General features: G+C 68.2%; 11 protein-coding genes. 5 read left to right on the forward strand and 6 right to left on the reverse strand.

Annotation, left to right across the window (positions count from 1 at the left end; all coding sequences use genetic code 11):
* Positions 1-429: 429 nt before the first annotated feature.
* Positions 430-1,767, forward strand: coding sequence for an MATE family efflux transporter (locus ACYQ8Q_RS23350; RefSeq protein WP_460067643.1), 1,338 nt, complete (start codon positions 430-432; stop codon positions 1,765-1,767).
* 156 nt (positions 1,768-1,923) lie between these two features.
* On the opposite strand, the gene rplI is transcribed toward ACYQ8Q_RS23350, so the two are convergent.
* From rplI to rpsF, 4 genes are all read right to left on the reverse strand, one after another.
* On the reverse strand, positions 1,924-2,370 hold the full coding sequence (rplI, locus tag ACYQ8Q_RS23355) for a 50S ribosomal protein L9 (protein WP_055633673.1): 447 nt from the start codon (positions 2,368-2,370) through the stop codon (positions 1,924-1,926).
* 18 nt (positions 2,371-2,388) lie between these two features.
* Positions 2,389-2,625 (reverse strand): 30S ribosomal protein S18, encoded by a 237-nt coding sequence (rpsR, locus tag ACYQ8Q_RS23360; RefSeq protein ID WP_003949403.1) that lies wholly within the window; start codon positions 2,623-2,625, stop codon positions 2,389-2,391.
* 40 nt (positions 2,626-2,665) lie between these two features.
* Positions 2,666-3,268 carry a single-stranded DNA-binding protein gene (locus tag ACYQ8Q_RS23365; protein WP_460067645.1) on the reverse strand — a complete coding sequence of 201 codons (603 nt, stop codon included), beginning with the start codon at positions 3,266-3,268 and terminating at the stop codon, positions 2,666-2,668.
* 81 nt (positions 3,269-3,349) lie between these two features.
* Positions 3,350-3,640, reverse strand: a complete 291-nt coding sequence (gene rpsF, locus ACYQ8Q_RS23370) for a 30S ribosomal protein S6 (RefSeq protein WP_007383258.1) — start codon at positions 3,638-3,640, stop codon at positions 3,350-3,352.
* A gap of 287 nt (positions 3,641-3,927) precedes the next feature.
* Here rpsF and ACYQ8Q_RS23375 point away from each other — a divergent pair, with 287 nt between their 5' ends.
* From ACYQ8Q_RS23375 to ACYQ8Q_RS23385, 3 genes are all read left to right on the forward strand, one after another.
* Positions 3,928-4,242: a hypothetical protein gene (locus tag ACYQ8Q_RS23375; RefSeq protein ID WP_067255432.1), complete on the forward strand. Its 315-nt coding sequence runs from the start codon at positions 3,928-3,930 to the stop codon at positions 4,240-4,242.
* Positions 4,243-4,466: 224 nt separating this feature from the next.
* Positions 4,467-5,588, forward strand: a complete 1,122-nt coding sequence (gene femX, locus ACYQ8Q_RS23380; protein ID WP_460067646.1) for a peptidoglycan bridge formation glycyltransferase FemX — start codon at positions 4,467-4,469, stop codon at positions 5,586-5,588.
* A gap of 49 nt (positions 5,589-5,637) precedes the next feature.
* Positions 5,638-6,669, forward strand: coding sequence for an alanine racemase (locus ACYQ8Q_RS23385; protein WP_055633669.1), 1,032 nt, complete (start codon positions 5,638-5,640; stop codon positions 6,667-6,669).
* A 79-nt stretch (positions 6,670-6,748) separates the two neighbouring features.
* Here ACYQ8Q_RS23385 and ACYQ8Q_RS23390 read toward each other — a convergent pair whose 3' ends face one another.
* Positions 6,749-8,272, reverse strand: a complete 1,524-nt coding sequence (locus tag ACYQ8Q_RS23390; RefSeq protein ID WP_460067647.1) for a glycosyltransferase family 87 protein — start codon at positions 8,270-8,272, stop codon at positions 6,749-6,751.
* A gap of 131 nt (positions 8,273-8,403) precedes the next feature.
* Positions 8,404-11,073 carry a transglycosylase domain-containing protein gene (locus tag ACYQ8Q_RS23395; protein ID WP_460067648.1) on the reverse strand — a complete coding sequence of 890 codons (2,670 nt, stop codon included), beginning with the start codon at positions 11,071-11,073 and terminating at the stop codon, positions 8,404-8,406.
* Positions 11,074-11,435: 362 nt separating this feature from the next.
* Between ACYQ8Q_RS23395 and ACYQ8Q_RS23400 the strand changes: the two genes are divergently transcribed.
* A complete protein-coding gene (locus tag ACYQ8Q_RS23400) occupies positions 11,436-12,116 on the forward strand; it encodes a PadR family transcriptional regulator (RefSeq protein ID WP_460067649.1) in 681 nt (226 codons plus the stop codon).

The raw sequence follows: 12,116 nt of genomic DNA on the forward strand, positions 1-12,116 counted from the left end.
CCTCGCCGTGACCTCAGTTCTACGGCACGGCACTGACAACTGAGAGGCCCAACTCCGGTTCAGGCGCGTCGGTTTTGTGACGGTTCCGGCGGCCGGTGGACGGAGCGGGCGCCGGACCACGGTAGGCCCGCGGGCACCGTCAGCCAATCTGGTTATCCACAGGCCATGTGGACGACGGCCCGGATGCTGTGGACAACTCCGCAAAACCTGTGCACGACCCGGTGGACAGCCCTGTGAACAAGCCCTCTTCTTTTCCCGTCGGCAGCCCCTGACCTGCACCTTTCCGATCCACTGGCTGTGCAGAAGAAAAACTTCCCCCATCAGCGCAAGATCGCTTCGAGCAAGGGGGGAAGCGACACGCAACGCAACAAGAGGTAAGGGTCACATCGCCATTGCATCTCTTACCTGTGGACGATTAGATTGATGCCCATGACACAGGCTCCCGCGCCCCCCAGGGCCATCCGGCGACAGCACGATCGGGAGATCGTCGCGCTGGCCGTCCCGGCCTTCGTCGCGCTCGTCGCCGAGCCCCTTTTCGTCCTGGCCGACAGTGCGATCGTCGGTCACCTCGGCACCGCCCAGCTCGCCGGACTGGGTATCGCCTCCGCGCTCCTGACAACGGCCGTCAGCGTCTTCGTCTTCCTCGCCTACGCCACCACGGCCGCCGTCGCCCGCCGCGTGGGAGCCGGTGACCTCACCTCGGCGATCCGGCAGGGCATGGACGGCATCTGGCTGGCGCTGCTGCTCGGCGCCGTCGTGGTCGCCGCCGTCCTGCCCACGGCCCCGGCGCTCGTGGAACTCTTCGGGGCCTCGGACACCGCCGCCCCCTACGCGACCACCTATCTGCGGATCTCGGTGGCCGGCATACCGGCCATGCTCGTCGTGCTGGCCGCGACCGGAGTGCTGCGCGGACTCCAGGACACGAAGACCCCCCTGTATGTGGCGGTCGCGGGCTTCGTCGCCAACGCCGCCCTCAACGCCGGCCTGGTCTATGGCGCCGGGCTCGGGATCGCGGGCTCCGCGTGGGGGACGGTCATCGCCCAGTGCGGCATGGCCGCGGCCTATCTGGCCGTGGTGATCCGGGGAGCCCGCCGCCACGGTGCCTCGCTGCAGCCCGACGCCGCCGGCATCAGGACGTCCGCCCAGGCCGGCGTCCCGCTGCTGGTCCGTACGCTCTCCCTGCGGGCGATCCTGATGATCGCCACCGCCGTGGCAGCCCGTCTGGGCGATGCGGACATCGCGGCGCACCAGATCGCGCTGTCCTTGTGGAGCCTGCTCGCCTTTGCCCTCGACGCCATCGCGATCGCCGGGCAGGCCATCATCGGCCGCTATCTCGGTGCGGGGGACGCCCAGGGAGCCCGGGACGCCTGCCGCCGCATGGTGCAGTGGGGCATCGCCGTCGGCCTGCTGCTCGGGCTGCTGGTCATCCTGGCCCGGCCCGTCTTTCTGCCGCTGTTCACCAGTGACTCCGGGGTGAAGGATGCCGCGCTGCCCGCTCTGCTCGTGGTGGCGCTGTCCCAGCCGATCAGCGGCATCGTCTTCGTCCTGGACGGCGTACTGATGGGCGCGGGGGACGGGCCGTATCTGGCCTGGGCGATGGTGCTCACCCTCGCCGTCTTCACACCCGTAGCCCTGCTCGTCCCCGTCCTCGGCGGCGGTCTCACCGCGCTGTGGGGCGCTCTGACGCTGATGATGACGGTGCGGATGGTGACGCTCTGGCTGCGGGCCCGCTCCGGCCGCTGGCTCGTCACGGGCGCGACCCGCTGACTGTTTCACGTGAAACCGGCGTTTCACGTGAAACATCGAGAACGGGAACGGGAAGAACGCGAACGCTGAGAAGGGGCCGCACCCTGGTGGGTGCGGCCCCTTCTCAGCGATTCAGCGGAGGCTGTTCAGCCGAAGCTGTTCACGCCGGACGCGCGATCAGGCCGCGACGACCTCGATGTTGACCTTGGCGGCAACCTCGGGGTGCAGACGCACGGACGTCTCGTGGGCGCCCAGGGTCTTGATCGGCGTGCCGAGCTCGATGCGGCGCTTGTCGACCTCGGGACCACCGGCAGCCTTGATCGCCGAGGCGATGTCGGCCGGGGTGACGGAACCGAAGAGACGGCCGGCGTCGCCCGAGCGGACGGCCAGGCGGACCTTGACGCCCTCGAGCTGGGCCTTCACCTGGTTGGCCTGCTCGATGGTCTGGATCTCGTGGATCTTGCGAGCACGACGGATCTGCTCGACGTCCTTCTCGCCACCCTTGGTCCAGCGGATCGCGAACTTCCGCGGGATCAGGTAGTTACGGGCGTACCCGTCCTTGACGTCGACGACCTCGCCGGCGGCACCGAGGCCGGAGACCTCGTGGGTGAGGATGATCTTCATGTGTCGGTCACCCTTCCCTTAGCGCGCGGTGGACGTGTAGGGCAGCAGCGCCATCTCACGGCTGTTCTTGACGGCCGTGGCGACGTCACGCTGGTGCTGCGTGCAGTTGCCGGTCACGCGGCGGGCACGGATCTTGCCGCGGTCGGAAATGAACTTCCGCAGCATGTTCGTGTCCTTGTAGTCCACGTACGTGACCTTGTCCTTGCAGAAAGCGCAGACCTTCTTCTTCGGCTTGCGCACAGGCGGCTTCGCCATGGTGTTTCTCCTGTGTGATCAAGAAGTGGGGATGCGAGCCCTAGAAGGGGGGCTCGTCCGAGTAGCCGCCGCCGCTGCCGCCGCCGGAGTTTCCACCCCAGCCACCGCCGCTGCCGCCCTGGTTGCCACCGGCGGGAGCACCGGTCGCCCACGGGTCGTCGGCCGGCGCGCCGCCCTGCTGACCGCCGCCGGAGCCGCCGCCCCAGCTGCCGCCACCCTGGCCGCCACCGCCGCCGTAACCGCCCTGGCCACCGCGTCCGCCGCCACCGCCGCCGCCACCACTGGTCTTGGTGACCTTGGCCGTGGCGTTGCGCAGGCTGGGGCCGACTTCCTCGACGTCCAGCTCGAAGACCGTGCGCTTGACACCCTCACGGTCCTCGTAGGACCGCTGCTTCAGCCGGCCCTGCACGACGACGCGCATGCCTCGCTGGAGCGACTCGGCGACGTTCTCCGCCGCCTGACGCCAGACCGAGCAGGTCAGGAACAGGCTCTCGCCGTCCTTCCACTCGTTCGTCTGGCGGTCGAAGGTGCGGGGGGTGGACGCGACACGGAACTTCGCGACCGCCGCACCCGAGGGGGTGAAGCGCAGCTCGGGGTCATCGACAAGGTTGCCGATGACCGTGATGACGGTCTCGCCTGCCATGGGGGAACCTCTCGGCGGGTTTGCTGCTGCTGGCTGCTTGTGCTGCTACTCAGAATCCCGAGATCGGCTGAGCGGGAGAGCTCAGTGGGTCTCGGGACGGAGGACCTTGGTCCGGAGGACCGACTCGTTCAGGTTCAGCTGGCGGTCGAGCTCCTTGACGACCGCAGGCTCGGCCTGCAGGTCGATGACCGAGTAGATGCCCTCGGGCTTCTTCTTGATCTCGTACGAGAGACGACGACGGCCCCAGGTGTCGACCTTCTCGACCTTGCCGTTGCCCTCACGGACGACGGAGAGGAAGTTCTCGATCAGGGGGGCGACAGCGCGCTCCTCCAGATCGGGGTCGAGGATGACCATCACCTCGTAGTGACGCATGTGGAACCCACCTCCTTCGGACTCAGCGGCCACGGTCGTTCCGTGGCAGGAGGGTTGTGATGCGTACGCAACGGTATCGGCCGCCACTGACAATCGGGGGTCGGATGCCGACGTCCCCGCTCTGATCTGGGCGGAGTCCCTGGCTGTGCCTGGGCAGACACCGGTGCAGACGGTACAGACTACCTGCACACCTGCTTCCGGTTGAAATCCGGTCCCGAGGGCAGCCAATCTGTACACATCGGGTGTGTATGGCGCTACAGTGCGCCGTCTTCCGCAGGAGGTGCCCCATGGCACAGGCATTGCGACCCAACACCGGAGTCGGATCTCTCTTCGCCACCGATGGAAAGCCCCATCCCGTCCAGGACACCCTCATGGCGGTGACCCTGGTGCTGGGAGTCGTGTCCTTCGTCACCGCGCAGTTCGACAACCTCCATCTGCTCAGCTCATGGACCGGTCTGGTGGGGATCCTGACCGGCGCGTACGGCCAGTGGATCTCCGAGACCACCCGCCAGCGCTTCGGTCTGATCCTGGGTCTCGGCGCCTCCGGCGTCGGCTTCTTCCTCGGTATGGCGCACGGCGGCCTCTTCGGCAGCCTGTGGTGACCTGACCCGGCCGGCGCACCACCGCAACCACCGCACCACGCACACCGTCCGCGCCGCGGGACTCGTAGGACACCTACGAACCCTGACGTAACGCCCCGGCCCTCCAACTGGCCGGGGCGAAGGTGCCGTACGCCCAGTCGGGGCCCGCGCACGGCGCAGTAGGCTTCGGCGAGAGCCGGAGCCCCTGTACCCATGGGGACACACCAGCCCGAGGAGCGCCCCGAATGAGCCTGACCCTGAGGACGATCAGCCGCGAGCAGCATCTGGCGTACATCCAGAGCCTGCCGTCGGCGAGCCACATGCAGGTGCCGGCCTGGGCCGACGTCAAGGCGGAGTGGCGGTCGGAGAACCTCGGCTGGTTCGACGAGCGGACCGGCGAACTGGTCGGCGCGGGTCTCGTCCTCTACCGGCAGCTGCCGAAGATCAAGCGCTACCTCGCCTATCTGCCCGAGGGCCCGGTCATCAACTGGTACGCGCCGAATCTGACCGAGTGGCTGGAGCCGATGCTCGCGCACCTCAAGCAGCAGGGCGCGTTCTCGGTGAAGATGGGCCCGCCGGTGATCATCCGGCGCTGGGAGGCCACCTCCATCAAGGCGGGCATCCAGAACCCGGACGTGAAGCGGCTGCGCGACATCGAGGCGGACTTCATCGAGCCGCGCGCCTTCGAGGTGGCCGACAAGCTGCGCCGGATGGGCTGGCAGCAGGGCGAGGACGGCGGCGCGGGCTTCGGCGACGTCCAGCCGCGCTACGTCTACCAGGTGCCGCTGGCGAACCGCTCCCTCGAAGAGGTCCACAAGAACTTCAACCAGCTGTGGCGCCGCAACATCAAGAAGGCCGAGAAGGCCGGCGTCGAGGTCGTCCAGGGCGGCTACCACGACCTCGAGGAATGGCAGCGGCTGTACGAGATCACGGCCGTGCGCGACCACTTCCGGCCGCGCCCGCTGTCGTACTTCCAGCGCATGTGGACGGCCCTCAACAGCGAGGACCCCAACCGCATGCGGCTGTACTTCGCCCGCCACGACGGGGTGAACCTGTCGGCGGCGACGATGCTGATCGTCGGCGGCCACGTCTGGTACTCCTACGGCGCCTCCGACAACATCGGCCGTGAGTTCCGCCCGTCCAACGCCATGCAGTGGCGGATGCTGCGCGACGCCTACGCGCTCGGCGCCACCGTCTACGACCTGCGCGGCATCTCCGACTCGCTGGACGAGACCGACCACCTCTTCGGACTGATCCAGTTCAAGGTCGGCACGGGCGGCCAGGCGGCCGAGTACCTCGGCGAGTGGGACTTCCCGCTGAACAAGCTGCTCCACAAGGCGCTCGACATCTACATGTCACGCCGCTGACGTCACACCCCACCTCTTCCCAGCCACGAGAAAGGTCCCAGGTCCGGCCATGGCGCTCACGCTCTACGTCGACACCGCGCGCTGGCGGGCGCACCACAAGCACGTGCAGGAGCAGTTCCCGGGGCTCGTCCCGGTCTGCAAGGGCAACGGCTACGGCTTCGGACACGAGCGGCTGGCGGAGGAGGCGACCCGGCTGGGCTCGGACATCCTCGCGGTCGGCACGACGTACGAGGCCGCGCGCATCAAGGACTTCTTCAGCGGCGACCTGCTGGTGCTGACGCCGTACCGGCGCGGCGAGGAGCCCGTTCCGCTGCCCGACCGGGTGGTGCGCTCGGTGTCGTCGGTGGACGGTGTGTACGGCCTCGTGGGCGCGCGGGTGGTCATCGAGGTGATGTCGTCGATGAAGCGGCACGGCATCAGCGAGCAGGACCTGTCGCAGCTGCACTCCGCGATCGAGAACGTCCGGCTGGAGGGTTTCGCCATCCATCTCCCGCTGGACCGCACCGACGGCTCCGACGCCGTCGAGGAGGTCATCGGCTGGATGGACCGGCTGCGCGCGGCCCGGCTGCCGCTGCACACCATGTTCGTCAGCCACCTCAAGGCCGATGAGCTGATCCGGTTGCAGCAGCAGTTCCCGCAGACCCGGTTCCGCGCCCGGATCGGCACCCGGCTGTGGCTGGGGGACCACGACGCCACCGAGTACCGCGGGGCGGTCCTGGACGTCACCCGCGTCGCCAAGGGCGACCGCTTCGGTTACCGCCAGCAGAAGGCGGCCTCGGACGGCTTCCTGGTGGTCGTGGCGGGCGGTACCTCGCACGGGGTGGGCCTGGAGGCCCCCAAGGCCCTGCACGGCGTCATGCCGCGCGCCAAGGGCGTCGCCCGGGCCGGCCTCGCCACGGTCAACCGCAACCTCTCCCCGTTCGTCTGGGGCGGCAAGCAGCGCTGGTTCGCCGAGCCGCCGCACATGCAGGTGTCGATCCTCTTCGTCCCCTCGGACGCCCCGGAGCCCACCGTCGGCGACGAGCTGGTGGCCCATCTGCGCCACACCACGACCCAGTTCGACCGGCTGGTGGACCGCTGAGCGGACCAGCACACCGAAGAGGCCGTACACGATGTCCCGTGTACGGCCTCTTTCATGCTGGTGGGACGCCCCTGTTCGCTCAGGGCGAACCGTCGGTGGTGCCCTGCCTGCCCCACTCCACCTCGTGCTGGGTGCCCCAGTCCAGCTGCGGCCCCTCGGCGTGGGAGGCGTGCCGGGGCGGATGCGCCGCGGCGCCGAGGACGAAGACGTCCTCCGCCCCGTCGAGCACCCCGCCCGAGGGGTCGTCGTCGCCGTTCTGGCGCACCACGTCCCGCTCCGGCATCAGGATGTCGCGCACGACCACGGCGCACAGGTAGAGCGTCCCCAGCAGATGCACCCCGATGGCCCAGTGGTAGCCGTCGGTCGGCAGTCCCTTGTGGGCATCTCCGCTGGTCGTGTAGGCGAGGTAGAACCAGATGCCCAGGAAGTACGCGACCTCGCACGCCTGCCAGATCAGGAAGTCCCGCCACTTCGGCCGGGCCAGCACGGCCAGCGGCACCAGCCACAGGACGTACTGCGGCGAGTAGACCTTGTTGGTGACGATGAAGGCCGCCACCACCAGGAAGGCGAGCTGGGCGAACCGGGGGCGGCGCGGCGCGGTCAGCGTCAGCCAGGCGATGCCGGCGAAGCACACGACCACCAGGAGGGTGGCGAGGGTGTTCACGCTGTCGGTGGCGAGGGGGTCGCTGGAGTTCTGCGCCAGGATCAGCCAGAAGGATCCGAAGTCGACGCCGCGCTCCTGGCTGAAGCGGTAGAACTTCGACCAGCCCTCGAAGGCGAAGAGCATCACCGGCAGATTGACCACCAGCCAGGCGACGGCCGCGCCGCCGAAGGCCTTGCCGTAGTCCCGCCACTTCCCCGCGCGCCAGCAGAGCACGAACAGGGGTCCGAGGAGGAACACGGGATAGAGCTTGGCGGCCGTGGCGAGCCCCAGGAGGACACCGAAGGCGAGCGAGCGGCCCCGCGACCACATCATCATCGCCGCGGCCGTCAGGGCGACGGCCAGCAGGTCCCAGTTGATGGTGGCGGTCAGTGCGAAGGCGGGCGCCAGGGCCACCAGCAGGCCGTCCCAGGGGCGCCGGGCGTGCGTACGGCTCACACAGACGGCGATGACGGCCGCGCAGGCCATCAGCATCCCCGCGTTGACCATCCAGTACCACTGCTCCTGGTGCTGGATGCTGCCGCTGCCCGGCGTCAGCCAGGCGGCGACCTCCATGAACACACCGGTCAGCACCGGGTATTCGAGGTAGTCCATGTCGCCGGGGAGCTTGTCGAAGTACGGCACCAGCCCATCGGCGAAGCCACGCCCCTGGTAGAGGTGCGGGATGTCCGAGTAGCAGGCGTGGGTGTACTGCGTGCCGGCGCCGAAGAACCAGCCCCCGTCGTAGCAGGGCATCTTCTGGACCAGGCCCAGGGCGAACATCCCGATCGCCATGAGCGCGACGACCCGTACGGGCGTCCACCAGGACATCCCGATCAGGGCTCGCTGTCCTAGGGGGCCGCCGATCAGCTCACTGCCGGCCGAGGCCACCTTGTCGTTCCTGGTCGGCTGCACCGGCTCCGGCTCGGCCACGCGCGCGGGCGTCGATTCTGCACTGGGCATGGGGCACATCCTGCCGTACCGAGTTAGGAAAAAGCCGAGAGCCGCCCCACCAGGTTCGGTGGGGCGGCTCTCGTTTCACGTGGAACATCCACATGTTTCACGTGAAACACCCGTGCCGGGCAATCGGACGGCTATCCGTCCGATCCTCCGAAGAGGCCTCCGTTCTGGTTGCCTCTGGTGCTGTCCGTCTCGGTGGCGGTCGGTGTCGCTGAGGAGTCCCCGTCCGAGCCACCGTTGGAGTTGCCGTTGCTCGTGCCCGCGGTGTTGCACTCGAAGAAGTTGCCACAGGTCTCCGTCGCCGTGGGCGAAGGCTGGATCTGTGTCTCCGTGGCGGTCGGGGTCGGGGACGGCTCCGCCTCCTCGGTCTCGGTGGCCGTGGGGGTCGGCGTCGCCGACGGTTCCGCGTTGACGACCTCACCGATGGGCTCGGGCTCCGGGAAGTCCTTCACCGGCGTGCCCTCCAGCGCGGCCGCCATGTAGTCGTGCCAGATCTGCGCCGGGAACGAGGCACCGTGGATCTTCTTCTGGCCACCCGTCCCGAACATCTCCAGGAACGTGCGGTTCTTGTTCTTCTCGTCGTCGTCGAGCCGGAACATGCTGATCGCGGTCGACAGCTGCGGCGTGTAGCCCACGAACCAGGCCGACTTGTTGCCGTCGGTGGTACCGGTCTTGCCGGCCACCTCACGGCCGGGCAGCTGGGCGTTGGTGCCGGTGCCCCGCTCGACCACGGTCTTCAGGACGTCCGTGACGTTGTCGGCGACCTTCGAGGTGAAGGCCTGGTTCGACACGACCTTGTGCGTGAAGATCTGGCCTTCCTCGCTGGTGACCTTCTCCACGGAGTACGGGTCGCGCTGCTTGCCGCTCGCGGCGAAGGTGGCGTAGGAGCCCGCCATCCGGATCGCGCTCGGGTCGGAGATACCGATCGAGAACGAGGGGAAGGTGGTGCCGGCGAGGCTGCTCTCCCGCAGGCCCGCGCTGACGGCGGAGTCCTTGACCTTGTCCAGACCGACATCCATGCCGAGCTGAACGAAGGCGGAGTTCACCGACTCGCGCATGGCCTCGCGCAGGTCGATCTTGAAGTCGGGCGCGGTGCCGTACGACTCGTTGCCGTCATTGGTCTGGAGCCACTCCTCGCCCTTCTCGTTCTTCCAGACCGTGCGGTTGTAGTCCTCGATCTTCAGCTTGTTCTTGCCGCTGAACAGACTCTCCGGGGAGACGATGGTGCGCTCGTCCTGCGCCTGCGACGAGCCCAGGTCGGGGTCGCGCACGCCCCAGGTCATCGCGGCCGCCAGCACGAACGGCTTGAAGGTCGAACCGACCTGGGCACCGGTTTCGTCGGCGTTGTCGGTGAAGTGCTTGGTGGCGTCCTCACCGCCGTAGATGGCCCGGATGGCGCCGGTGTCCGGCTCCACGGACGCCCCGCCGAACTGGACGTGGGTGTCGGTGTCCGGGCGTTCCTTCGGCTTGATGTTGGCCTTCTGGACCTTGGTCACCGCGTCCTCGAGCTCCTGGACCTTCTTCTTGTCGAAAGTCGTGTAGATCGAGTAGCCGCCCTGCTGGAGCAGGTTCTGCGTGATCCCGGTCTCCTTGCTGTGGGTGACCAGGTAGCCGTTGGCGAGGTCGACGAGATAGCCGATCTGACCGCTGAGCTGGGTGTTCGACCGCGGGTTCTTCACCGCGGGGAGCTTGGTGTACTTGGCGCGGACCGAGGCGTCGAGGTGGCCGTACTCGACCATCTTGTCCAGGGTGTCCTGCATCTGGAGCGTGGCCCGCCGGGTGTTCTTCAAGGGCGTGGCGCCGACGGGGTCGATCGAGGTCGCGCCCGCCGGGTCGTAGTACGTGGCGCCCTTGAGCATGGCGGCCAGGAAGGCGCACTCGCCCGGGTTGAGCTTGATCGCGTCCTTGTTGAAGTAGGCGCGGGCGGCGGCCTGGATCCCGTACGCGTTGCGTCCGTAGTACGCGGAGTTCAGGTAGCCGGCCATGATCGTGTCCTTGTCGACCTCGGCGCCCACCTTTATCGACACGAAGATCTCCTTGAACTTGCGGGAGATCGTCTGCGACTGGTCGTTCAGCATCGCGTTCTTGACGTACTGCTGGGTGATGGTCGAACCACCCTGCGTCTGGCCGCCCCGGGCCATGTTGAACAGGGCCCGGGCGATGCCCTTGGGGTCGATGCCGCTGTCGTCGTAGAAGGTCTTGTTCTCCTGCGAGATCACCGCGTAGCGCATTTCCTGCGGGATCTGGGAGAGCGAGATGTTCTGACGGTTCGTCTCACCACCGGTGGCCACCATCTGGGAGCCGTCTTTCCAGTAGTAGACGTTGTTCTGGGCCGTCGCGGTCTTGGCGACGTCGGGCACGCCCACCATGGCGTAGCCGATGCCGGCCACGGCCACCATGCCGCCGACGAAGCCGATGAACAGACCGGCGACGAGCTTCCAGGACGGAATCCAGCGCTGCCAGCCGTACCTGTCGGCGCGCGGATAGTCGATCAGGCGCTTTCTGCCGGGCGCCGAGCGCCCTCTGCCCCGGCCGGGCCCGTGCGGGCCGCCGAAGTGGTCTCCCGCGGGCTCGGCCCCTCTGCGCCGGCCGCCGGGCGGTCGCTGGGCGGCGCGCCGGGCGTCGGCGCGGCTGCCGTACGACTGCTCCGGACTTCCCGACACCTGGCCGAACCCATAGTCGGAAGGAGATCCGGAGGCGCCTCGCGGTGCGCGGCGGCCGGAGGACGGCCCGGACTGGCCACGTCGGGCCGCGGCACGTCCGCCTCCCTGCGGCTGCGGCGGTTTGCGACGGTGCTCGCTCATCGAACGATTACTCCTAGGGCAGGCGCATCCGTGCGCGCCTGAAAAGGGCGGCTGGTTTCCTGTCCCCCCGAAGTACGGATGCGGTCGGCTGCGCATTCACCCGTACGGCACCGGGGGCCTCGACGCCCCCCGGCGTCCCTCGGGTCCCGGTGGTCTGCATGGCGCACAGACTACGCACCGTCAAAACCCACCCAGCCCCAAGGTTCGCCCCATTCCGGACAAGTCAGCTGCGAAGAAACGGTGATGTGATCCCGTTCACCACCGTCCCTCTTGTCGCATCCGGAAGGCCGTTCTATCGTCGTGATGTATCGAGTCGATACATCAGAGCGAGATAAGCGCGCTGCGGACGAGAGGAGGCGACAGTGAGCCGACGTTCCGGCATCCTCGAGTTCGCCGTGCTCGGCCTGCTCCGCGAATCCCCGATGCACGGCTATGAGCTGCGCAAACGACTCAATACGTCACTGGGCGTGTTCCGTGCCTTCAGCTACGGGACGCTGTACCCCTGCCTCAAGACGCTGGTCGCCAACGGCTGGTTGATCGAGGAACCGGGGAACACCCCCGAGGACGCCCTCGCCGCGCCCCTCGCGGGGCGTCGCGCCAAGATCGTCTACCGGTTGACGGCGGAAGGTAAGGAACACTTCGAGGACCTGCTCTCGCAGACGGGCCCCGACGCCTACGAGGACGAGCACTTCGCCGCCCGTTTCGCCTTCTTCGGGCAGACGTCGCGCGATGTACGCATGCGCGTCCTGGAGGGCCGCCGCAGCCGGCTGGAGGAGCGTCTGGAGAAGATGCGCGCCTCGCTGGCACGCACCCGGGAGCGCCTCGACGACTACACGCTTGAGCTCCAGCGCCACGGGATGGAGTCCGTGGAGCGCGAAGTGCGCTGGCTGAACGAGCTCATCGAGAGCGAGCGGGCCGGACGGGACCTGAAGGGTTCCGCCTCCGGGGAGTCCGCTCAGCAGAACACCACTGGAGCGCCGGGCGTCCTGCCCCGTCCCGGGGACACCCCCGGGACGGATACGTCCGGCGACACCACCCCGTGA

It is taken from the genome of Streptomyces sp. YKOK-I1, assembly GCF_054660435.1.